At 72.2% G+C, this 22,234-nt stretch carries 17 protein-coding genes and 1 riboswitch; of the genes, 4 read left to right on the top strand and 13 right to left on the bottom strand.

The genetic code is table 11. The features are described 5' to 3' along the window. Window positions 1-143 precede the first annotated feature (143 nt). From AWZ10_RS01485 to cobG, 3 genes are read right to left on the bottom strand one after another with little or no spacing between them, the layout of a single operon-like run. Window positions 144-1,634: a precorrin-2 C(20)-methyltransferase gene (locus AWZ10_RS01485; protein WP_046708048.1), complete on the bottom strand. Its 1,491-nt coding sequence runs from the start codon at window positions 1,632-1,634 to the stop codon at window positions 144-146. 11 nt (window positions 1,635-1,645) lie between these two features. After that, entirely contained in the window at window positions 1,646-2,308 is a 663-nt protein-coding gene (locus tag AWZ10_RS01480; RefSeq protein WP_107417362.1) for a precorrin-8X methylmutase, read from the bottom strand. 47 nt (window positions 2,309-2,355) lie between these two features. Beyond that, entirely contained in the window at window positions 2,356-3,684 is a 1,329-nt protein-coding gene (gene cobG / locus AWZ10_RS01475; protein ID WP_060890246.1) for a precorrin-3B synthase, read from the bottom strand. An 89-nt stretch (window positions 3,685-3,773) separates the two neighbouring features. Continuing rightward, window positions 3,774-3,850: riboswitch (cobalamin riboswitch) on the top strand. A 92-nt stretch (window positions 3,851-3,942) separates the two neighbouring features. On the opposite strand from cobG, the gene cobN reads away from it, so the two are divergent. Continuing rightward, window positions 3,943-7,572: a cobaltochelatase subunit CobN gene (cobN, locus tag AWZ10_RS01470; protein ID WP_060890245.1), complete on the top strand. Its 3,630-nt coding sequence runs from the start codon at window positions 3,943-3,945 to the stop codon at window positions 7,570-7,572. 43 nt (window positions 7,573-7,615) lie between these two features. Here cobN and AWZ10_RS01465 read toward each other — a convergent pair whose 3' ends face one another. The 10 genes from AWZ10_RS01465 to AWZ10_RS01420 all read right to left on the bottom strand — a co-directional run bounded on the left by AWZ10_RS01465 (window position 7,616) and on the right by AWZ10_RS01420 (window position 17,879). Further along, window positions 7,616-8,317: a gamma-glutamyl-gamma-aminobutyrate hydrolase family protein gene (locus AWZ10_RS01465; protein WP_060890244.1), complete on the bottom strand. Its 702-nt coding sequence runs from the start codon at window positions 8,315-8,317 to the stop codon at window positions 7,616-7,618. After that, on the bottom strand, window positions 8,314-9,807 hold the full coding sequence (locus AWZ10_RS01460; RefSeq protein ID WP_046708044.1) for an aldehyde dehydrogenase: 1,494 nt from the start codon (window positions 9,805-9,807) through the stop codon (window positions 8,314-8,316). The genes AWZ10_RS01465 and AWZ10_RS01460 overlap by 4 nt, the downstream gene beginning before the upstream one ends. A 57-nt stretch (window positions 9,808-9,864) precedes the next feature. Further along, window positions 9,865-11,322: an APC family permease gene (locus AWZ10_RS01455; RefSeq protein ID WP_060890243.1), complete on the bottom strand. Its 1,458-nt coding sequence runs from the start codon at window positions 11,320-11,322 to the stop codon at window positions 9,865-9,867. Window positions 11,323-11,513: 191 nt separating this feature from the next. After that, window positions 11,514-12,173, bottom strand: a complete 660-nt coding sequence (locus AWZ10_RS01450) for a TetR/AcrR family transcriptional regulator (RefSeq protein ID WP_060890242.1) — start codon at window positions 12,171-12,173, stop codon at window positions 11,514-11,516. Window positions 12,174-12,231: 58 nt separating this feature from the next. Next, window positions 12,232-13,077, bottom strand: coding sequence for a fumarylacetoacetate hydrolase family protein (locus AWZ10_RS01445; protein WP_060890241.1), 846 nt, complete (start codon window positions 13,075-13,077; stop codon window positions 12,232-12,234). Between the two features lie 18 nt (window positions 13,078-13,095). Continuing rightward, a complete protein-coding gene (locus AWZ10_RS01440) occupies window positions 13,096-14,049 on the bottom strand; it encodes a 3,4-dihydroxyphenylacetate 2,3-dioxygenase (RefSeq protein WP_060890240.1) in 954 nt (317 codons plus the stop codon). Further along, window positions 14,042-15,502 (bottom strand): aldehyde dehydrogenase, encoded by a 1,461-nt coding sequence (locus tag AWZ10_RS01435; RefSeq protein ID WP_060890239.1) that lies wholly within the window; start codon window positions 15,500-15,502, stop codon window positions 14,042-14,044. Before AWZ10_RS01435 ends, AWZ10_RS01440 begins: the two co-directional genes overlap by 8 nt. 123 nt (window positions 15,503-15,625) lie before the next feature. After that, window positions 15,626-16,438: an acetoacetate decarboxylase family protein gene (locus AWZ10_RS01430; protein WP_046708038.1), complete on the bottom strand. Its 813-nt coding sequence runs from the start codon at window positions 16,436-16,438 to the stop codon at window positions 15,626-15,628. 14 nt (window positions 16,439-16,452) lie between these two features. Beyond that, window positions 16,453-17,685, bottom strand: a complete 1,233-nt coding sequence (locus AWZ10_RS01425) for an NAD(P)/FAD-dependent oxidoreductase (protein ID WP_205576340.1) — start codon at window positions 17,683-17,685, stop codon at window positions 16,453-16,455. Between the two features lie 5 nt (window positions 17,686-17,690). After that, on the bottom strand, window positions 17,691-17,879 hold the full coding sequence (locus AWZ10_RS01420) for a ferredoxin (RefSeq protein ID WP_037698699.1): 189 nt from the start codon (window positions 17,877-17,879) through the stop codon (window positions 17,691-17,693). Between the two features lie 211 nt (window positions 17,880-18,090). Between AWZ10_RS01420 and AWZ10_RS01415 the strand changes: the two genes are divergently transcribed. The 3 genes from AWZ10_RS01415 (at window position 18,091) to AWZ10_RS01405 (ending at window position 22,065) form a co-directional block, all read left to right on the top strand. Next, entirely contained in the window at window positions 18,091-19,446 is a 1,356-nt protein-coding gene (locus tag AWZ10_RS01415; protein ID WP_046708036.1) for a glutamine synthetase family protein, read from the top strand. Between the two features lie 20 nt (window positions 19,447-19,466). Next, on the top strand, window positions 19,467-20,771 hold the full coding sequence (locus tag AWZ10_RS01410) for a cytochrome P450 (RefSeq protein ID WP_060890237.1): 1,305 nt from the start codon (window positions 19,467-19,469) through the stop codon (window positions 20,769-20,771). A gap of 283 nt (window positions 20,772-21,054) precedes the next feature. Further along, complete coding sequence (locus AWZ10_RS01405) at window positions 21,055-22,065, top strand: LacI family DNA-binding transcriptional regulator (RefSeq protein ID WP_046708034.1); 1,011 nt, start codon at window positions 21,055-21,057, stop codon at window positions 22,063-22,065. Window positions 22,066-22,234 lie beyond the last annotated feature (169 nt).

The following is a 22,234-nucleotide window of genomic DNA, read 5'->3' as shown; positions in this document are numbered from 1 at the left end:
CCGACGAGCGCCTCACCGCCCGCCGACCCCCGGCTGCCGCGGGCGCACAGGTGTTGCCGTACCTGCTGAACCCGGCTGCCGCAGGCGCACGCGTATTGCCGTACCCGCTGCCCCGGCGGCCGCCGCTCGCCGTACCGCCCCGCTCACCCCTCCGGATACCGGCGCGGTGTCCAGACGATCTCCTCGCCGTCCCCACGCCGGACGACCCGGGTCTGCGAGGAGCCGACCAGCAGGATCGTGCGCATGTCGACCTCGGCCGGGTCCAGCTCGGCCAGCCGTACGATCCGTACCCGCTCGCCGGAGCCGCCCACGTCCCGCGCGACCACGACCGGGGTGTCCGGCGCCCGGTGCTCCAGCAGCAGCTCGCGTGCCTTGCCCACCTGCCAGGTGCGGCTGCGCGAACCGGGGTTGTACAGCGCCAGCACCAGGTCCGCCGAGGCCGCCGCGCGCAGCCGCTCGGCGATGACCTCCCACGGCTTGAGCCGGTCGGAGAGGGAGATCGTGGCGTAGTCGTGGCCGAGCGGTGCGCCCGCGCGGGCGGCGGCCGCGTTGGCGGCGGTCACCCCTGGCAGCACCCGTACCGGGACGTCCGTGTACTCGTCCTGCGCGGCGACCTCCAGCACGGCCGTCGCCATGGCGAAGACCCCCGGGTCGCCGCCGGAGACGACCGCGACCCGCCGCCCGCGCCGGGCCAGATCGAGGGCGAACTCGGCGCGCTCCGACTCGACCTTGTTGTCCGAGCCGTGCCGGACCTGCCCCGCCCGCTGCGGCACCCGGTCCAGATAGGTGGTGTAGCCGACCAGGTCGTCGGCGGCGGCGAGCGCGCCCCTCGTCTCGGGCGTCAGCCACAGCGGACCGGCCGGCCCGGTCCCGACCACCACGACCTCGCCCCGCTCCCGGGCCTCGGGCCGCTCGGTGTCGACCTGGCTGGGCAGCACGGCCACCGAGAAGTACGGCACCGACTCCGGGTCCACGTCCGCCAGTTCGGCGAGCCGCTCCCCGGGCATGGTGGCCCGCTCGACATAGCGGGCCTCGCCCAGCCGCCCCGAACTCTCCAGCGCGCTGCGGACCTTGGTGAAGGTCCGCCCCAGCTTCATCACCACGGCCACGTCCGTCGCGGCGAGCCGTGCGGCCAGCTCCTCCTCGGGCAGGGTGCCCGGCAGGATCGTCAGCACCTCCTCGCCCTCGACCAGCGGTGTGCCCAGCCGGGCCGCGGCGGCGGACACCGACGTGACACCCGGGACGACCTCGGTGTCGTAGCGGTCGACGAGCCGCTTGTGCATGTGCATGTAGGAGCCGTAGAAGAGCGGGTCGCCCTCGGCGAGGACCGCGACCGTGCGCCCCGCGTCGAGATGCGCGGCCAGCCGCGCCGACGCCTGCGCGTAGAACTCCTCCATCGCGCCCTTGTAACCGCCCGGATGATCGGTGGTCTCCGTCGTCAACGGGTACATCAGCCGTTCCTCGATCTGGTCGGCGCGCAGATGCTTCGCCGCGATCGAGCGGGCGATGGAACGGCCGTGCCGGGCACTGTGATACGCGATCACATCGGCCTCGGAGATCACCTCGACGGCCCGGACGGTCATCAGGGACGGGTCACCGGGGCCGAGCCCCACCCCGTACAGCTTGCCGCGCACTGTCTCCCCGCTCACTCTTCCTCACTCGCGATCGCGTTGAGCGCGGCGGCGGCCATGGCGCTCCCGCCACGACGGCCGCGTACGACGATGTGCTCCAGGCCCGACGGGTGCGCGGCGAGCGCGTCCTTGGACTCGGCGGCGCCGACGAACCCGACCGGCACGCCGATGACGGCGGCGGGCCGGGGCGCGCCCTCCTCGATCATCTCCAGGAGGCGGAAGAGCGCGGTGGGCGCGTTGCCGACGGCCACGACCGCACCCTCCAGCCGGTCCCGCCACAGCTCCAGCGCGGCGGCGCTGCGCGTGGTGCCCAGCTTCGCCGCCAGCTCGGGGACGGCCGGGTCGGAGAGCGTGCACAGCACGTCGTTGTCGGCGGGCAGCCGCTTGCGGGTCACGCCGCTGGCCACCATCCGCACATCGGTGAAGATGGGCGCGCCGGCGCGCAGGGCCTCACGTGCGCGGGCCACCACGTCGGGCGTGTACGTCAAGTCCCGTACGAGGTCGACCATTCCGCAGGCGTGGATCATCCGGACCGCGACCTGGCTGACGTCGGCGGGCAGGGCCGCGAGGTCCGCCTCCGCGCGGATGGTGGCGAAGGACTGCCGGTAGATCGCCGGGCCGTCCTTCTCGTAGTCGTACGTGGTCACGGTGGTCTTCTCGCTGCTCTCGGTCGTCATGAGGGTGTCGGTCGTGCGGGTCGTGCGGGTCGTGCGCTTCGTGTGGCTCATGGGGTGATCGCCGCCAGGGCGGTGGCGAGTTGGCCGGGGGCGGCCATGAAGGCGGTGCGTGGGTCCTGTCCGGGGGCCGTGCGGGAGAGCTGGTAGCCACCGCCGGACACGGCCACCACGTCGATCCGTTCGCCCCGAGGACGGCCGCAGCGGCGCTCGCAGCCGGACCAGTACAGGGGGAGGCTGCCGCCGTGCCCGGCCGCGTCGAGGCTCTCGGTGGCGTCCGCCCGCACGTCCGCCAGGGACTTGGCGCAGCCGGGCCGCCCGATGCAGGCACCGACGCGGAGCCAGGGGGAGGCAGGATCGGTGACGAGGCCGGTCACGCAGAGCCGGGCGAGCGCTTCGGACGCCTGCTCCTCGCTCATGCCCGGTGTGGGGACGACGACTCCGCGCCAGGGCGTCAGCCGCAGCTCACGGGAGCGGGTCGTGGACGCGAGGTGTGTCAACTCCCGCCACTGCAGGGCGGTGAGGCGGCCGAGGGGTGGGTGTACGCAGAGGGCGTCGCCGACGGCTCCGGGGGGCGGGCCCTCGGTCCGGGGCGTCCCGGTTCCGGTCCGGTCCCGGCTCACGGCGTCGATGCCGTCGGCTGCCAGACGGCCGCGGACCAGGCGGAGCAGCCCGTCCTGGGAGGGGAGTTCGGTCACACGCCAGACCCGGGAGCCGCTCTCCCGCGCCGCCTCCAAGAATGTCTCGGCGGCCGCCAGCGCGGCACGGGGCGCGTCCTCGCCGGGCACGGACAGTGCCTCGTCGGCCGATCCGAGGCTCAGCAGCGCGCCGCCGTCCTCGTCCGCCCGCACGGTCACGTCGGCGTCGAGCCCGGCCACGTCCCCCCGCCCGTCGTCGAGCGCGAACAGGAACCGGCCCGACAACGCCCGCGCCGCCTCGCTCGCGCACAGCGCCGCGTCGAGGGCCGACAGCCAGGGCCGAACGTCCCGCAGGCCCCGCCCGTCGAGGCCCGACAGGGGCGAGGCGACGATGTTGCGCACCCGTTCGTGCCCGGGGGAGGGGAGCAGCCCGGCCGCGTCCAGCGACTCTGCCAGCTCGCCCCCGCAGCTGTCGGCAAGTCCCCGCAGCTGCACATTGCCGCGTGAGGTGAGATGCAGCTCACCGTCGCCGAGCCGCCGCGCCGACTCGGCGAGCGCCTCGGCCTGGCGGACGGTCAGCACCCCGCCGGGCACCCGGACCCGGGCCAGCGCCCCGTCGTCCGCCGCGTGCAGCCGCAGCGTCCCCGGGCAGGCGTCGCCACGGTCCCGTGTGACCGCTGTGGCCTGGGACGATGATCGGACGGGAGGCGTGGACATGGCCGCGAGCATACCCACCGGCATCAGGGACGTATGCTCCGCCCTTTTGAGGCGACCCTTACTATGCTGCTTGGTGGATCATCCGGTCCGCCGACGCCACCACGGCGACAGGGGAGGAAGCCCGGTGTGAGTCCGGCGCGGTCCCGCCACTGTGAGCCCGCCCCAGGAGGGGCGGGCGAGTCAGGAACTCCCTTCCCCGTACCCCTCGGTCCCGCCCGAGCAGGGGAGCCTTTCGATCCGACACCGCCCGGGGCGCGGACCCCGAGGAAGGCCAGCAGCCGCATGCAGTCACCGTCCGGGGAGCGCTCCGCGCAGCCCCACATCCTGCTCCTGTCGACGTCCGACACCGACCTGCTCAGCGCCCGCGCTGCCGACGGCCCGGTCCCGTACCGCTTCGCCAACCCGTCCCGTCTCGCGCTGGACGACCTCCCGGCGCTCCTCGACGGCGCCGGCCTGGTCGTCGTACGCCTCCTCGGCGGCATCCGCGCCTGGCAGGACGGCCTCGACCTGCTGCTCGCCGACGGCCGCCCGGTCGTCGTCCTCACCGGTGAACAGGCCCCCGACGCCCAGCTGATGGCCGCCTCCACGGTCCCCGTAGGCATCGCCGCCGAGGCCCACGCCTACCTCGCCCACGGGGGCCCCGCCAACCTGGAGCAGCTCGCCCGCTTCCTCTCCGACACCGTCCTGCTCACCGGCCACGGCTTCGACGCCCCCGCGCCCGCCCCGTCCTGGGGCCCGCTGGAGCGCACCCCGCGCGCGGGCACCGACGGCCCGACCGTCGCCGTGCTCTACTACCGGGCCCACCACATGAGCGGCAACACCGCGTTCGTGGGCGCCCTGTGCGAGGCGATCGAGGACACCGGCGCCCGCGCGCTCCCGCTGTACGTGGCCTCCCTGCGCGCGCCCGAGCCCGAGCTGATCGAGGAACTCCGCGCCGCCGACGCCATCGTCACCACGGTCCTCGCCGCGGGCGGCACCAAGCCCGCCGAGGCGTCGGCCGGCGGCGACGACGAGTCCTGGGACGCGGGCGCACTCACCGGCCTGGACGTGCCGATCCTCCAGGCCCTGTGCCTGACCGGCTCGCGTGCCGCCTGGGAGGAGAGCGACGAGGGCGTCTCCCCGCTCGACGCGGCCAGTCAGATCGCCGTCCCCGAGTTCGACGGCCGCCTGATCACCGTCCCGTTCTCCTTCAAGGAGATCGACGAGGACGGCCTCCCGGCCTACGTCGCCGACCCCGAGCGTGCCGCCCGCGTCGCCGGAATCGCCGTACGCCACGCACGACTCCGGCACATCGCCAACGCCGACAAGCGCCTCGCGCTCGTCCTGTCCGCCTACCCGACCAAGCACTCCCGGATCGGCAACGCGGTCGGCCTGGACACCCCCGCCAGCGCGGTCGCCCTGCTGCGCCGCCTGCGCGACGAGGGCTACGACTTCGGGGGCGCCGACGTCCCCGGCCTGGCCTCCGGCGACGGCGACGAACTGATCCGCGCCCTCATCGAGGCCGGCGGTCACGACCAGGACTGGCTCACCGAGGAGCAGCTGGCCCGCAACCCGGCCCGCATCCCGGCGGCCGACTACCGCCGCTGGTACGCCACGCTCCCCGAGGAGCTGCGCACGGCCGTGGAGGAGCACTGGGGGCCGGCGCCCGGCGAGATGTTCGTCGACCGCAGCGCCAACCCGGAGGGCGACATCGTCCTCGCGGCCCTCCGCTTCGGCAACCTGCTGATCCTCATCCAGCCGCCGCGCGGCTTCGGCGAGAACCCGATCGCGATCTACCACGACCCGGACCTCCCGCCCTCCCACCACTACCTGGCCGCCTACCGCTGGATCGCCGCCCGTGCCGAGGACGGCGGCTTCGGCGCCGACGCGATGATCCACCTCGGCAAGCACGGCAACCTGGAGTGGCTGCCCGGCAAGAACGCGGGCCTGTCCGCCGCCTGCGGCCCCGACGCCGCCCTCGGCGACCTCCCCCTGGTCTACCCCTTCCTGGTCAACGACCCGGGCGAGGGCACCCAGGCCAAGCGCCGCGTCCACGCCACCCTCGTCGACCACCTGGTCCCGCCGATGGCCCGCGCCGACTCCTACGGCGACATCGCGCGTCTTGAGCAACTCCTCGACGAGTACGCGCAGATCTCCTCCATGGACCCGGCGAAGCTCCCGGCGATCCGCGCCCAGATCTGGACCCTCATCCAGGCCGCCAGGCTCGACCACGACCTCGGCCTGAACGACCGCCCGGAGGACGACGGCTTCGACGACTTCCTCCTGCACGTCGACGGCTGGCTCTGCGAGGTCAAGGACGCCCAGATCCGCGACGGTCTGCACGTCCTGGGCAACCCGCCCACCGGCGCCGACCACGTCAACCTGGTCCTCGCCGTCCTGCGCGCCCGCCAGATCTGGGGCGGCACCACCGCTCTGCCCGGCCTGCGCGAGGCCCTCGGCCTCGACGAGTCCGCCGCGACCCGCACGACCGCAGACGAGGCGGAGGAGAAGGCCCGCACGCTGGTGCAGGCGATGGAGGACGCGGGCTGGGACCTCGCCGCCGTCCCCACCGAGCACGGCGAACAGGTCGCCGCGATCCTGGAGTTCGCCGCCCGCGAGGTCGTGCCCCGGCTCGCCGCGACCACGGCCGAACTCGACCACACCGTGCACGCGCTGAACGGCGGCTTCGTCCCGGCGGGCCCCTCGGGCTCCCCCCTCCGGGGCCTGGTGAACGTCCTCCCGACGGGCCGCAACTTCTACTCCGTCGACCCCAAGGCCGTCCCTTCCCGCCTCGCCTGGGAGACAGGCCAGGCCCTCGCGGACTCCCTGCTGGAGCGCTACCGCGCCGACAACGGCGAATGGCCCACGTCGGTCGGGTTGTCGCTGTGGGGGACGAGCGCGATGCGCACGGCGGGCGACGACGTGGCCGAGGCGCTGGCCCTGCTCGGCGTCCGGCCCGTCTGGGACGACGCCTCGCGCCGGGTGACCGGCCTGGAGGCCATCCCGGCCGAGGAGCTGGGCCGCCCGCGCATCGACGTCACCCTGCGCATCTCGGGCTTCTTCCGCGACGCGTTCCCGCACACCATCGGGCTGCTCGACGACGCCGTACGCCTCGCCGCGTCCCTGGACGAACCGGCCGGGACCAACCACGTCCGCGCCCACGTCCAGGCCGACCTGGCGGAACACGGCGACGAACGCCGGGCCACCACCCGCATCTTCGGCTCCCGGCCCGGCACGTACGGCGCCGGACTGCTCCAGCTCATCGACTCCCGGGACTGGCGCACCGACGCCGACCTCGCCGAGGTCTACACGGTGTGGGGCGGCTACGCCTACGGCCGCGAACTCGACGGCCGCCCGGCCCGCGAGGAGATGGAGACCGCGTACAAGCGGATCGAGGTGGCCGCGAAGAACACGGACACCCGTGAGCACGACATCGCCGACTCCGACGACTACTTCCAGTACCACGGCGGCATGGTGGCCACGGTCCGCGCCCTGCGCGGCACCGCCCCCGAGGCGTACATCGGCGACTCCACCCGCCCCGAGACGGTCCGCACCCGCACCCTCGTCGAGGAGACGTCGAGGGTCTTCCGGGCCCGCGTGGTGAACCCCAAGTGGATCGAGGCGATGCGCCGCCACGGGTACAAGGGCGCCTTCGAACTCGCCGCCACCGTCGACTACCTGTTCGGCTACGACGCCACCACCGGTGTGATCGCCGACTGGATGTACGACAAGCTCACCGAGACCTATGTCTTGGACGAGACCAACCGCGAGTTCCTGCAGCGGGCCAACCCCTGGGCCCTGCACGGCATCGCCGAGCGGCTGCTGGAGGCGGAGTCGCGCGGCATGTGGGAGAAGCCCGACCCGGCGGTGCTGGAGGGGCTTCGCCAGGTGTACCTGGAGACGGAAGGGGACCTGGAGGGCGGCGAGGACTGACGGCCGCGAAACCGGCGGTGCGGGGCGTCCCCGGCCGCCGGTTTCAGCGTCGGTCCCCGGCGGCCCGTACGAGGGCGTCGAAGAGGGCCTGCTGCACGGGGTCCTCGTGCGCGGTGTCCTCGGGGTGCCACTGGACGGCGGTGAACCAGCCGGGGGCGCCCCGGAGTTCGAGGCCCTCCGCGGTGCCGTCGGCGGCGCGGGCGGTGATCTCCAGTCCCTCGCCCAGCCGGTCCACCCGCTGGTGGTGGTAGCAGGACGCCTCCACCTTCTGCGCGCCGGTGGCACGCTCCAGCACGGTTCCGCGCCGGAGCGCCACCGGGTGCACGAGGTGGCGGTGTTCGCGCTCCGGGCCGCCCATGTCCTGTTCCAGGATGCCGCCCAGGGCGACGTTGACGACCTGGAGGCCCCGGCAGACCGCGAGCAGGGGGATGCCCGAGCGCAGGGCGGCGCGGGCGACTTCCAGGTCGAAGGCGTCCTGCGCCTCGTCGACGTCGTACACGCTGTCGTGGGTGTCGGCCGCCCCGTAGCGGTACGGGGCGAGGTCACCGCCGCCCGGGAGGAGGACGCCATCGAAGCGGGCCAGGCGGGCGGCCGCGCCGCCGGCGGCCGGGTGGATGCTCGCGGGTTCGCCGCCCGCCCGCCAGACGGCCTCGATCAGGGCACGGGCGTTGACCTCGGCGGCGTAGCGCAGTGCGGAGGTCGTGGCGGAGAAACGGGCGGGTATCGCTATCAGGGGCCGGGTCACAGCTGGATCCACGTGGTCTTCAGCTCGGTGTACTTCTCGACGGCGTGGGCGGACTTGTCGCGGCCGTTGCCCGACTGCTTCATGCCGCCGAAGGGGACGGTCAGGTCCCCCTCCTCGTAGCAGTTGACCCAGACCGTCCCCGCCTTGAGCGCGCGGGAGACCTGGTGGGCGGTGGACAGGTCGGAGGTCCACAGGCCGGCGGCGAGGCCGTACTCGGTGGCGTTGGCGAGCCGTACGGCCTCGTCGAGGTCGTCGAAGGTGAGGACGGACAGGACGGGGCCGAAGATCTCCTCGCGGGCCAGCCGCATGCCGGGGTCCACCCGGTCGAAGACGGTGGGCCGCAGATAGCTGCCGCCGGTGCCGGTCAGGGTGCGTTCGCCACCGGCCCGCAGTCGCGCGCCTTCGGTGACGCCCGTGCCGATGTGGCCGAGGACGCGTTCGAGGTGGGCCTCGCGGACCAGCGCGCCCATCTCGGTGGCCGGGTCCAGCGGGTCGCCGACGCGCAGTTCCCCGGCCCGGGCCACGATCGCGTCGGTGACACGTTCGGCGACGGAGGAGTGCACCAGGAGCCGGGAGGGGGCGGTGCACATCTCGCCCTGGTTGAAGAAGATGCCCCAGGCGGCGGTGGCGGCGGCCCTCTCCAGGTCGGGGGCGTCGGGAAGGATGATGTTCGGCGACTTGCCGCCAAGCTCCAGCCAGACCCGCTTGAGGTTGGAGTCGGCGGCGTAGTGCAGGAAGTGCCGGCCGACCGCCGTGGAGCCGGTGAAGGCCAGGACGTCCACATCGGGGTGCAGTCCGATGGCCCGCCCGGCGGTCGGCCCGTCACCGGTGACGACGTTGAGGACGCCCGGCGGGAGTCCGGCCTCGGTGGCGATCCGGCCCAGCAGCAGGGCGGACAGCGGGGAGTTCTCCGAGGGCTTCAGGACGACCGTGCAGCCGGCCGCCAGCGCCGGGGCCACCTTCCAGCTCGCCAGTGTCAGGGGGAAGTTCCACGGCACCACCGCGCCCACGACACCCGTCGGTTCGCGGGTGACCAGGGCGAGGGCGTCGGGGGCGGTGTGGGGCGACTCGTCGGTGAGCTTGTCGGCCAGCTGCCCGTACCAGCGGAAGGTGTTGATCGCGGCGCGCAGCTCGATGTCGTGCGCTTCTCTGAACGGCTTGCCCATCTCCAGGGTGATGGTCAGGGCGAGCTTCTCCCGCTGCTCCTCCAGGAGTTCGGCGACGCGGAGCAGGATCCGGCCGCGGTCGGCGGGTGCCAGGCGGGGCCAGGGGCCGGAGTCGAAGGCGCGGCGGGCGGCGGCCACGGCCAGGTCGACCTCGGCGCTCCGCGCGTCGGGGACCTCGACGAGGACCTGACCGTCACGCGGTGACACGACGGCGAAGGAGGCGCCCCCGCCCGGCTCGTCCACCCCGTCGATGTGGTGCTGGTCGGGCAGATCCAGTTCCTTGGCGCGACGGAGCAGGTCGTCGTGGGCGAGGGCGGCGGGCATCGGCTCTCCTCATTCCTGTCGTTGTGAGGGGTTCGGATCGGCGAAGGTGAGCGGCGGTCAGTCGGTGACCGTCTGCCGCCCCCGGGTCACCCGTGCCACGACGAGACCCAGGACCAGCACCGCGGGGACGGTCAGCTGGAGCCACACGGCGGTGGCCCGGTCGCCGCCGATGAGCGTGGTGAAGTTCTCGATGATCAGCCAGATCGCCCAGGCGATGCCGAGCGCGCCCAGGACCGGTGCGATCAGCGTGTTCCAGGGCCGGGTGTCGGCACAGGTGCGGCGGAAGAAGACGACCACGGAGACGGAGGTCAGGAAGTACAGGAGCATCATCGCCAGGACGGCCACCCCGCTGAACCAGGAGAAGAGCGTCAGCACGGGGTCCTTGCCGAGGAGCGCGAACGGGATGACCAGGGCCACCGCGATCACGGTCTGGACGAGGCCGGCCGCCCAGGGGGAGCGGCGCCGGTTGAGCGTGGCCAGCCCGCGCGGCAGCAGACCTTCACGGCCCAGCGAGAACAGGTAGCGGTTGGCGGAGTTGTGGAACGCCAGGATGCCCGCGAACAGCGAGGTGGCCAGCAGGACGGGCAGGACATCGCCGGTCCAGGCACCGAACTCCGCCGCGATGGGGGCGAAGACCCAGCCCGCGGCGTCGCCGCTCTCCAGGGCCTTGCCCGCCTGAGCCGTCGCCTGTGAGGCACCGTGCGCGGAGACCAGCATCCACGAGGTGAAGGCGAAGAATCCGGTGACCACCGCGACCGACAGATAGGTGGCGCGGGGGACCGTCTTCCTGGGCTCCCGGGCCTCCTCGCCGTAGATGGCGGTCGCCTCGAAGCCGAACATCGACGCCACGGCGAACATCAGCGCCACACCGGGAGCGCCCTGGAGCGCCGCGTCCGGCGAGAAGCTGTCGGCGAGGCCGAGCCCCTCGGGGCCGCCGCCCTTGAAGAAGGTCACGAAGGCGAAGGCGATCAGGATGCTGAACTCCGCCAGGACGAACACGGCCAGGAGCTTGGCGCCCATCTCGATCCCGGCGGAGCCGAGGACCTGGACGACCACCATGGTGACCAGCGCCCACACCCACCAGGCGATCGTCACGTCGGCGTAGTGCTCGACGAGGCCGCTCACCGTCGCGCCGTAGAGGCCGTACATCGCGGCCTGGATGGCGCAGTAGGCGAAGAGCGCGACGCCGGCGCTGCCGGAGCCGGTCGAGCGGCCCAGGCCCTTGCCGATGTATGTGTAGAAGGCGCCGGCGTCCACGACGTGGCGGCCCATGGCGACGAAGCCGATGGAGAACAACAGGATCACGACGCCGGCCGCGAGATACGCGGCGGGGACACCGGCCCCGTTGCCGATGACGACGGCGATGGGCACGGCTCCGGCGATGCCGGTCAGCGGGGCCTGGGCGGAAAGGACGAAGAACAGGATGCCCAGGACGCCGAGGGAATCGGGCTTGAGCCTGCCTGCCGTGGATGGATCTTGTGAGCTGTGCGCGGCGACCGCCGTCTGACTGTCCACTCGGATCACCTGTCGGGGACGGGGAGGGATGGATTCGTTTAGGCCCAAACGAGTTGCCTTATCGTGGGCCCGAACTATCCGATTGGCAAGGGGTCACGTGAAGATTTTCGCCGGGCTTTCCGATCGTGCGCGGGGACGGCGAGCAGCCCCGGACGGCGCACGTCCGGGGCCGGAACCGCTGAGGTCAGCGGCTATCCGCGGGCTTCGCCGGTGTCCTTGGCGGCATGGGTTTCGTGGGCGTCGCCATGGGCGTCGAGCAGCCGCAGCAGGGAGCGCAGCTCCTCCAGGGCGGCGTCCGTGACGGCGGGCTCGCCGAGGACGAGCTGATGCAGGACCAGGCCGTCGAGCGCGGCGAAGACCAGCCGCGTCAGCGCCTTGTCCGCGCCGGCCGGCAGGATCCGGCCCAGCTCGCGCCGGGCGGCGTCGAAGTACTCGTCGTACAGCTCACGGATCTGCGGCAGCAGCTCCGGCCGACGCCGGGATTCGAGCAGCAGCTCGTACTGGAAGGCCTGGGTGTCCGGGTCGGCCGTGACCATCTCGGACAGTCGGGTGGAGAAGTCCGCGACCTTGCCGGTGCCCGGTTCGAGGGAGCTGGTGTCGAGCGAGGTGCGGATGGTGTGGGCGAGGGCCTCCTCGACCAGGGCGTCACGCGACCCGAAGTGGTGCACGACGAGCCCGTGGGTGACCTCAGCCTTTTCCGCGACGGCGCGATAGGTGAGCCTGCGCAGCCCGCCCCGCGCCACCACGTGTACGGCGGCGTTCAGCAGAGCCTCGCGCCCCTCGCCGTAGTGGAGACGTTTGCGTGGCCGTCGACTCCTCGGGGTGTCGGCGGCGTCGGCGGAGTCGGTCATGCGCGTGACCTACCCGGCTGCCTCCCGCCCGCCGCCTGCCCGTCACCGCGCCCGGGCGTCATCGCTTCGGCGGGCGGATGCCACGGAACTCCCAGTCGCCGCCGAGCGCCGTGGAGAGGACCTCCTCGGACTCGGTGGGCTGTGCGCCGACGTCGGTGCGTACCGGGGTGGGGCCGGTGACGATGTGGTTGGTGAGCCGGCCGAGGCCCTCCACCTCCACCTCGACGATGTCGCCGGGCTGTACGGGCCGGGAGTTGGCCGGAGTGCCGGAGAGCAGGACGTCCCCCGGGTACAGGGTGATGGTGCGGGCGATGTCGGCGACGAGGTAGTGCATGTCCCACTTCATCTCGTCCGTCGAACCGTCCTGGACCACCTCGCCGTTGACGTACGTCCGCAGCCGCTTGCCGTGGAAGTCCCAGTCGGTGACGAGCCCCGGGCCCAGCGGGCAGAGGGTGTCGGACCCCTTCACCCGCAGCATCGAACCGGCGTCGGTGTCACGGAAGTCGTGCAGACCGTAGTCGTTGGCGACGGTGTAGCCGGCGATGTACTCGCCCGCGTCCTGCGGCGCGATGTTCCGCGCGGTCCTCCCGATGACGATGGCGACCTCGCCCTCGTAGTTGAGCCACTTGCAGCCGTCGGGGCGGACGACGGCGCCCTTGTGGCTGTTGAGGGAGGAGGTCGGCTTGTGGAAGTAGGTGGGCGTCTCGGGCAGTCCGATCCGGAACTCGTCGACGCGGCTGCGGTGGTTGAGGTGGACGGCGATCACCTTCGACGGCACGACCGGGGGGAGGTGGTGGGCCTCCTCGATCTTGAGGCGGCGGCCGTCCCCGGCGACCAGTTCGTCGCCGTCGACGGTGACCTGGACGGTGGTCCCGTCGAGGAGGATGCGGCGGTACTCGGGCATGAGGACTCCTGGATACGGCTAGCTGCGGGTGTGTGGGTTGCTCGGGGCGACGGCCGCGGGTGTGCCGGGACGGTCGTCGCCGGTCCAGCCGTCGGCGGGGCGGTCGAACCAGAGGTGGACCTGTCCGGTGCCGATGGAGTTCTCGTACTCCCCGTACTGGCGGGCCCTTGCGACACAGGCCTGTTCGCCCAGCGCGCCCGCCATCATCAGGTAGTGGAAGAACCTGGCTTCGGGCTTGTACTTCCAGAACTCGTCCATGGTGTCGAGGACCTTGTCGTGCCGGCCCTCCTTGAACCAGGCGATCCGCTCCTGGTCGGCCTCGCGCGCCTCGGGCGTGAAGATGTGCACCGGGTCGCCGGCCTCGTGGTCGCGCAGCTCGCGCAGCGGCCAGAAGGTGTGGGAGAGGGCGCCGGACGCGATGAGCAGGACCCGTCGCCCGGGGGTGGCGGCGATGCCGTCGGGGAGCGCCCGCCCCAGCCGCAGATGGTCCTCCATGTCACCGGTCTGACAGACCCCGATGGTCACCCACCGCTTGTCGGGCAGACCCTCGCCGAGGAACTTCCACAGGTTGATCGTGGCGTAGTAGATCGGCAGGTACTCGTCCTCGATCGCGGTGATCCAGGTGCCGTGCTTGTCGGCGAACGAAGCGATGTTGTGGGCGAGTTCGGGGTCGCCGGGGAAGTCGTACGGCATCCGGCACATCCCGCGCGGCAGCTCCTCGGAGGTGAACAGACCGGCCCGGCGCTGCTGAGCGGTGACCACGAACTCGACCGTCGTCGCCCAGTGCGAGTCGAGGACGACGACGGTGTCGTATTCGTTGGCGGTATCGCGCTCGAAGACGTCCTCACGGAGCTGCTGCAGGCCGGTGACGAGGGTGATCTCCTTGCCCCCGTTGAGCTCCAGCCGGTCGGCCTCCGGCAGGACGATGGTGGGGACATGGGCGAGAAGTCCCGCCCCGACGATCTCACCCATGGTTGTTCCATCCGTTCGGCGCGGTCACGGTGTTCTTCACGTCGCAGTAGAAGTCGAAGCTCCAGGTGCCGCCCTCCCGGCCGACCCCGGAGTGACGGGAGCCACCGAAGGGGGCCCGCAGGTCGCGGACGAAGAAGCAGTTCACCCACACCGTGCCCGCAACCAGCCGCTCGGTCACCCGCGCGGCGCGCTCGGTGTCACCGGTGGCCAGGGTGGCGGCCAGCCCGAAGCGGGTGTCGTTGGCGAGCCGGACCGCCTCGTCCTCGTCGGTGAAGGTCTGCAGGGTCAGGACCGGCCCGAAGACCTCCTCCTGCACGATCTCCGAGTCCTGGGCGACATCGGTGAGCAGGGTGGGCGCGTAGTACTGCTCGCCCTCGCGGTGCCCGCCGATGACCACACGGGCCCCGTCGGCCACGGCCCGCCGCACGAACCCGTCGATCTTCTCCAGTTGCCGGGGGTGGATGTTGGGCCCGATGTCGGTGGCCTCGTCGCGCGGGTCACCCTGCTTCAGCGCCGACGCCTTCTCCACGAACAGCCGGGTGAACTCCTGGGCCACCGACTCCTCCACGAGGAACCGCGTCGCGGCCAGGCACACCTGCCCGGCGTTGTCGTACTGCTCCACCGCTAGGTCGACGGCCAGGTCCAGATCGGCGTCCGCGAACACCAACAGCGGTGACTTGCCGCCGAGTTCGAGGCTCAGCGGGGTGAGGTTGGGCGCCGCCGACCCGGCGATCCGCCTGGCCGTCGGCACCGATCCCGTGAAGCTGATCCGGCGCACGTCCGGGTGCGAGGTGAGCGCGTCACCGATCTCCGATCCGTACCCCTGGACGACATTGAGCACCCCGGCGGGCAGCCCCGCCTCGGCGGCGATGTCCGCCAGCAGCGACGCCGTCAGCGGAGTCCACTCGGCGGGCTTGAGAATCACCGTGTTGCCGGCGGCGAGGGCCGGGGCGATCTTCCAGGTGGCCAGCATCAGCGGCGTGTTCCACGGCGTGATCAGCACGGACGGCCCCGCCGGGTCCCAGCTCACCTGGTTGGTGTGCCCGCGCGTCTCGAAGTCCTCGTGCTCCAGCGTCAGCAGCCAGTCCGCGAAGAACCGGAAGTTGTGCGCCACCCGCGGCATCACACCCCGCCGGTGCGACCGCAGCAGCGCCCCGTTGTCGTTCGTCTCGACGACGGCCAGCTCTTCGAGCCGCTTCTCGACCCCGTCGGCGATGGCGTGCAGGATGCGAGCGCGTTCGGCGCGGGGGGTGGCGGCCCAGCCGGGAAAGGCCTCACGGGCGGCGACGACAGCGGCCTCGGCCTCGCCGGGACCGCCGCGAGCGATCTCACCGAGGACACGACCGTCGATGGGGGAGACATCGGTGAAGGTCCCGGCGGAGGCGACCCGTCGGCCACCGATCCAGTGCCGGGTGTCGACGGAGACACCCGCGACGACGATTTTGTCTGACATGAAAGGGATTCCTTCTCGGGATAGGGACGGACCCACCGACCTGGGGGCGCGGAGCCGTATCGATGTGCGGCTCCGCCGGGTGGGCGCGATCGGCCCACGACCACCCGCACCTCGACGACGGCCCTACTCGGCACTCGCTCCCGACAACCCGGACTCCAACAACCGCCCGCCGTCCCAGACGACCCCCACCTGCCGGTAGTACGCGGCGATCGGCTCACGGATCTCCAAGCGGGCCAACTCCTCGGTCGGCGCCTCGAACAGCTCCAACTCCGCGTCACCGACCCACGGCCGACCCCCCTCGAAGGAAGCCGCGCCGGTCTCGATCAGCTCGTCGAGCGCCAGCCCCTTCCCCTTCTCGATCGACGGCAGCCACCGGTGATGAGCCATGGGATGCGCGTTCACGAACCCGTTCGTCTCCGCCGGCTCCCGCAGCGTCACCACCGTCTGCGCGAGCCGGCGGTCCGCGGCCGCCAGCGTCGCCCCGAACCGCGCCCCCGCCTCGATCCGCGGAGCGGGCCCGAGGGGATGCGGCCGCGTCTGGTGGATGGACCCGAGCTTCTTCGGATAGCCCTGGTGCAGCCCGCGGGCGATCGCGAAGTCCTTGTCGACCCAGATGTAGACGCACCGCGAGTACGTCCGTCCCCGGTACTGGCAGCGGACGACCGCGAAGGCCTCCTTGTACTGGGAGAGGACGGGGTCGAGCAGTTCCGCCCCCGACGCCGAGCAGGACTGCCAGTCGGCCCAGATCAGCGCGACCGCGCCGGGGTCCTCGTCGGCCAACTCCAGCGGCTGCGGCAGCAGTTCACGTACCCGCGCGGGATCCGTGCGGTACTCGACGGTGAGCAGGTCGCCCGAGTAGCGCCAGGGCGGGGAGGGGATGAGCGACGAGCCGCCGCTCGCCGTCTTGGGGTGGAAGTATCCACGGACACTGGTCATGGTCAGGAGGGTCCTTACGCGGTGAGGGCGGGCTGCTTGAGCAGCTCGGCGCGGTAGCGGGCGGCGGCGGACACGGTGGCGGGGCCGCCGAGCGCGACGACGCCGACCAGCCGGCCGTCGTGGTGGTAGCCGACCAGGACGTCCGTGGCCGGGTCGCCGTCCAGGACCCGTACGTCCTCCCTGCCGAGGACCGGCGCGCCGAAGGACTGCAGCCGGAAGTCGTGCTGGTCGCTCCAGAAGGTGGGCAGCGGTCCGAAGGGGGCAGTCTGCGCGGCCGCGCCGGTGAGACGGCCGACGAGGACCTTTGCCGCATGCTTGGCGGTGTCCGTGGGAATGGACCAGTGCTCGACCCGGCGGGGTACGCCGTCGTAGCGGGCGTTGGGGAAGCGGGCGACGTCGCCGACGGCGACGACCTCGGGCCGCCCGCCGACCCGCAACTGCTCGCAGGTGAGCACGCCGTCGGACAGATCGAGGCCGTTGCCCTCCAGCCATTCGACGTTGGCGACCGAGCCCACCGACTCCACCACCACGTCGGCGGGCAGTACGGTCCCGTCGCCGAGCACCACACCCGTGACCCGGTCCTCGCCCTCGAACCCGGCGACGCCCGTGCCGAGCGCGAACCGCACCCCGCGCTCCTCGTGCCGCCGCAGCAGCGCGCGCCCGAGCAGCTCACCGAGCGGGCCGACCATGGGCAGCGGCAGCGGATCGACCACGGTCACCTCGGCGACACCGAGGCCCACGGCCGTGGCGGCGACCTCGCAGCCGATGAACCCGGCGCCGATCACGACCACCCGGGCACCGGGCCGGGTCAGCTCGTCCCGCAGACCCTGGGCGTCGGCCAGCGTACGGACCGTGTGGCGGCCGGCGAGCGGGCCGGAGCAGCCGAGCCGACGGGGCCGCATACCGGTGGCGACGACCAGGCCGTCGTACGACAGCGTCGAACCGTTGTCCAGCTCGACGGTCCGCTCGGCGAGGCGCGCGGCGACGACCTTGGTGCCGAGCCGCCACTCCACGTCGGCGACGCTCGCGCGGGGACGGAAGGCCAGCGACTCGAAGGGCGCCTTCCCGGCCAGCACCTCCTTGGACAGCGGGGGCCGGTTGTAGGGCATGTGGGGCTCGTCGCCGATGACGGTGACGGCCCCGGTCCATCCTGCCGCCCGCAGCTGCTCGGCGGCGCGCAGACCGGCCATGGAGGCCCCCGCGACGACCACGCCGCCCGCCCCTGTCTCTGTCCCGGTTCCTGGCATGGGGCTCAGGCCTCGATCCGGATGGCCTGGAGCGGACAGACGTCGGCGGCCTCCTCGACCTCGTCGAGGAGGGCGTCGTCGGGGTCGCTGACGTAGGCCAGGTGCCCGTTCTCGTCGAGCTGGAAGACGTCGGGGGCGGCGAAGACGCACTGTCCGTGGTCCTGGCACTTGTTCATGTCGACGACGACCTTCATGGCCGGTCCTCCTGGGAGTCAGGGCGTCGGGCGGGATGGCGAAGCGAACGGAGAAGAATCTCGTTTGGCGTCAAACAACATAGGAAGCCGTCACCCTGCGGTCAATACCTGTCCAGGTGGATAATTTTTGTGGCCGACCCCTTGCGGGCCGATGGAGTCGTTCTTATCGTTTGGCATCAAACAATTGGCCCCAGTCGTCGAGGAGACAACGGTGAGCGCATCCGAAACGCCGTCCGTCGGGCACTACCAGGAGCGGCTGGCCGCAGAGGGCATCGACGTGGTCCGGGTGACCTACCCCGACCTCATCGGCACCGACCGGGCCCGGGATGTGTTGCTCGACCAGCTGCCGACGGCGTGCGAGCACGGGCTCGCCTTCTGCCGGGCGGTCTACCACACCTCACCCCAGGGCGACGTCGTTCCCGTGGCCGGGGGCCTGGACGCCGGCCTGCCCGACATCCATGTGCGCCCGGATCTCGACACCCTGCTCGCCCTGCCCTGGGAGCCCGGAGTCGCCACCTGTCTCGGCGAGACCATCGACCCGGCCACCGGGGCACCCGCCTCCGAGTCCCCCCGCGACCTGCTGCGCTCGCTGCTCGCCCGCTGCGCCGAACAGGGACTGCGCCCGGTGGTCGGCCCCGAACTCGAATACTTCCTCTGCGACGAGGACCCCGCGTCCCCCAGCGGCTTCAAGCGCTACTCGGGCGCCACCGGCGTCGTCTACACGGCCGGCCTGCGCGCCGACCCCGACAACCACCTGCTGCGCACCCTGCGCCTCCTCCGCGACCTGCGCATCGGCGTCACCAACGGCAACCACGAGTTCGACGGCGGCCAGTTCGAGATCAACCTGACGCATTCGGAGGCCCTCTCGGCCGCCGACCGCTCCTTCCGCTTCAAGGCCGCCGTCAAGGAACTCGCGCGCAAGGAGGGCCGCCTCGCCACCTTCATGGCCAAGCCCTTCAACGACGCGGGCGGCTCCGGCTTCCACCTCCACGTTTCCTGCGACGACGAGCGGGGACACAACACCTTCGACGACCCCTCGGGCCGGTACGGACTGTCCGAGACCGGCCGCCACGCCATCGCCGGTGTCCTCGCCCACGCCCCGGCACTCGCCGCCCTCGCCAACCCGACGGTCAACTCCTACAAGCGGTTCGGCCCGGACACCCTCGCGCCCTGGCTGATCGACTGGGGGCTGGACAACCGCAGCGCCATGGTCCGCATCCCGCCCGAGCGCGGCTCCGGCGCCCGTCTGGAGCTGCGGCTCGGCGACGCGAGCGCCAACCCGTATCTGCTGATCGCGGGCACGCTCGCCGCCGCGCTGCTCGGCGTCCGCGCGGGCGAGGAGCCCCCCGCCCCGCTGGAGGGCTACGGCTACGACACCGCCCGAGCGGCCGTGCTGCCCATGAGCCTGCCCGCCGCCCTCGACGCGCTGGAGGCGGACACCGCCCTCACCGAGATCCTCGGCAAGGACTTCACCACCTCGTACCTCACCTACAAGCGCGATGAGGTCGAACGCTTCCAACGGCACGTCACCGACTGGGAGTTCACCGAGTACGCCTACCACCTGTGAAGCCCAGGAGAACCACCGCCATGACCACTTCCGCCCGCCTCCCCTCCGCCTCCGTACGCGAAGCCGTCCAGGAGCCCATGCCGCTGGACGACGTGGACCTCGCCGACCTCGACAACTTCACCGACGGTGTCACCCCGTGGCGTATGTTCCACACCCTGCGCCACCAGGACCCGGTGCACTGGCAGCCGGAGGAGGCCCCCAACTCCGGGTTCTGGGCGGTGACCCGGCACGCCGACATCGCCCGCGTCGACCGCGACGCCGAGACCTTCACCTCGACGAAGTTCGTCAACCTCGAAGAGGTCGACGAGGACCAGATCAGGACCCGCGCCTCCATCCTGGAGCTGGACGGTGTCCGCCACCGCGCGCTGCGCAGCGTGATCCAGCGCCAGTTCGGCGCGAACGTCATCAACAGCTACACCGACTTCCTGCGCGGCCTCACCGCCACCACCCTCGACGCGGCGCTCGCCAAGGGCACCTTCGACTTCGTCGCCGACGTCTCCGCCGACTTCCCCATCAACGTCCTCGCCCGGCTCCTCGACGTACCCCCGGAGGACAACCAGCGGCTCATCGACTGGGGCAACCGCATCATCGGCAACACCGACCCCGACTACGCCGACGTCCTGCTGAACAGCGCGGAGAGCGAGCAGTACCGGCACCTGCCGTTCCGCTCGCCCGCCTCCCTCGAAGTCTTCGAGTACGGCCGCGAACTGGCCCGGCAGCGGCGCGGCGGCGACGGCACCGACCTGGTCTCCAAGCTGGTCAACACCACCCCGCGCGACGGCGTCCCGCTCTCCGCACAGGACTTCGACAACTACTTCCTGCTCCTGGTCGTCGCCGGCAACGAGACCACCCGCCACACCATCACCCACTCCATGCTGGCCCTGCTCCAGCACCCCGAGCAGCTCGCCCGCCTCCAGGAGGACCCCTCCCTGATCCCGACGGCGACCGAGGAGTTCCTGCGCTGGGCGTCCCCCGTCTACCACTTCCGCCGCACCGCGACCCGAGACGTCGAACTCGGCGGCAAGCAGGTCAAGGAGGGCGACAAGGTCGTCATGTGGTACGCCTCCGGCAACCGCGACGAGGAGGTCTTCGGCAACCCCTACGACCTCGACGTCGCCCGTGCCGACAACGACCACGTCACCTTCGGCAAGGGCAGCCCGCACCTGTGCCTGGGCAACCTGCTGGCCCGTACCGAGATCCGCATCATGTTCGAGGAGCTGATCCCGCGCCTCGCCGACATCCGTCTCGTCGGTGACGTCCCGCGCGTGCGCTCCAACTTCGTCAACGGCATCAAGAAGCTGCCGGTCGAGGTGACCCTCGCCTGACCCTCTCGCCCGACGCGCCCTCGGGCACCGGTGGGGGAGATGCCCGCCGGTGCCCGAGTCCCGCTCCCGGCGGGGCAGGGACGGACGGATGTGCCGCGCTCTACTGGTGCGCTCTAGTTCGCGTACGATGACCCCTGTCCGCATGTCATGCCAATAGCCCCCCGCCGGGAGGCCTCACGGCCTCGGTCCCGGTCCGGGCGTGATCCGGACGACAGGCCCTAAGGTGGGCGGCGATCGGAGGGTGGGATCACAGGTGGATGCATCGGGCAAGCAGCGGCCCACGATGGCGGACGTCGCCGCGAAGGCGGGTGTCTCCCGGGCGCTCGTCTCGATCGTGTTCCGCAAGCAGCCGGGGGCGAGCGAGGAGACCCGGGAGCGGGTGCTGCGGGTCGCCGACGAGATCGGTTACCGGCCCGACAGCGCGGCCCGGCTGCTGGCGCGGGGCCGCAGCCGCACACTCGGCGTGATGTTCACCGTCCACCAGACCTTCCACACCGACCTCATCGAGGGCATCTACCCCGAGGCCGAACGCCTCGGCTACGAGGTCCTGCTGTCCGGCGCCACCCGGAGCCGCAGCGAGGAGAAGGCCGTCGAGGCGCTGCTCAGCCACCGCTGCGAGGCCCTGATCCTGCTCGGCTCCTTCGCCGAACCCGCCCTCCTCGAAGAGCTGGGGCGCCGTACCGTCGCCGTCTCCGTCAGCCGCCGGGTCCCCCGGGCCCACGTCGACTTCGTGCACTCCGCCGAGGGCAGGGGCGTACGGCAGGCGATGGACCACCTCGTCGGGCTGGGGCACCGGCGGATCGTGCACATCGACGGCGGCCGGGGTCCCGGCTCGGCCGAGCGGCGGCGCGCGTACCGGGCGGCGATGCGCCGGCACGGCCTGGAGTCCGAGGCCCGTGTCGTACCCGGCGACCACACGGAGGAGTCGGGCATCGAGACCGGCCGCCTCCTCCTCGCGGAACGCGACCGGGGGCAGCCCCTGCCGACCGCCGTCCTCGCCGGCAACGACCGTAGCGCGATGGGCCTGTTGATGTCCTTGACCCGGTCCGGCGTGGAGATTCCCCGCGACCTGTCCGTGGTCGGCTACGACGACAGCCACCTCTCCCACGTGATGCCGATCGGTCTGACCACCGTCCGCCAGGACGCGGCGCTGATGGCGGAACACGCGGTGCGCTTCGCCGTGGAACGGCTGGAGAAGCCGGAACTGGAGCCGCGCGAGGCGGTGTTGGAACCGAAGCTGGTGGTACGGGGGACCAGCGGGCCGGTACCGGCGGGGGACACGGGGAGCCTCTGACGAAGGGGCGCGGGTTGCCCACCCCCGGTTGTGGGAAGCCGAGGACGAGCCGGGGGCCGGGATCGAGCGGCAGCCGCCGAGGCCGTGCGCCGGACCCGGCGTCCGGGACACGAGCGGCACCCGGACCGGCGGATGTTCCAGGGCATCCCGCCGGCCCCGGACGCGCGCT

This window comes from Streptomyces europaeiscabiei (assembly GCF_001550375.1).
GTDB classification, from domain to species: Bacteria; Actinomycetota; Actinomycetes; order Streptomycetales; family Streptomycetaceae; genus Streptomyces; species Streptomyces europaeiscabiei.
Note: the sequence above shows the minus strand (reverse complement) of the source record. Positions and strands in the feature narration are given on the sequence as shown.

What these genes read in the sequence shown, in the direction of transcription:
- AWZ10_RS01480 (WP_107417362.1), bottom strand. Translation starts at nt 2,308, where the DNA reads ATGACGACCGAGAGCAGCGAGAAGACCACCGTGACCACGTACGACTAC.
- cobG (WP_060890246.1), bottom strand. Translation starts at nt 3,684, where the DNA reads ATGCCGGTGGGTATGCTCGCGGCCATGTCCACGCCTCCCGTCCGATCA.
- cobN (WP_060890245.1), top strand. Translation starts at nt 3,943, where the DNA reads ATGCAGTCACCGTCCGGGGAGCGCTCCGCGCAGCCCCACATCCTGCTC.
- AWZ10_RS01460 (WP_046708044.1), bottom strand. Translation starts at nt 9,807, where the DNA reads ATGCCCGCCGCCCTCGCCCACGACGACCTGCTCCGTCGCGCCAAGGAA.
- AWZ10_RS01450 (WP_060890242.1), bottom strand. Translation starts at nt 12,173, where the DNA reads ATGACCGACTCCGCCGACGCCGCCGACACCCCGAGGAGTCGACGGCCA.
- AWZ10_RS01445 (WP_060890241.1), bottom strand. Translation starts at nt 13,077, where the DNA reads ATGCCCGAGTACCGCCGCATCCTCCTCGACGGGACCACCGTCCAGGTC.
- AWZ10_RS01440 (WP_060890240.1), bottom strand. Translation starts at nt 14,049, where the DNA reads ATGGGTGAGATCGTCGGGGCGGGACTTCTCGCCCATGTCCCCACCATC.
- AWZ10_RS01435 (WP_060890239.1), bottom strand. Translation starts at nt 15,502, where the DNA reads ATGTCAGACAAAATCGTCGTCGCGGGTGTCTCCGTCGACACCCGGCAC.
- AWZ10_RS01430 (WP_046708038.1), bottom strand. Translation starts at nt 16,438, where the DNA reads ATGACCAGTGTCCGTGGATACTTCCACCCCAAGACGGCGAGCGGCGGC.
- AWZ10_RS01425 (WP_205576340.1), bottom strand. Translation starts at nt 17,685, where the DNA reads ATGCCAGGAACCGGGACAGAGACAGGGGCGGGCGGCGTGGTCGTCGCG.
- AWZ10_RS01420 (WP_037698699.1), bottom strand. Translation starts at nt 17,879, where the DNA reads ATGAAGGTCGTCGTCGACATGAACAAGTGCCAGGACCACGGACAGTGC.
- AWZ10_RS01410 (WP_060890237.1), top strand. Translation starts at nt 19,467, where the DNA reads ATGACCACTTCCGCCCGCCTCCCCTCCGCCTCCGTACGCGAAGCCGTC.
- AWZ10_RS01405 (WP_046708034.1), top strand. Translation starts at nt 21,055, where the DNA reads ATGGCGGACGTCGCCGCGAAGGCGGGTGTCTCCCGGGCGCTCGTCTCG.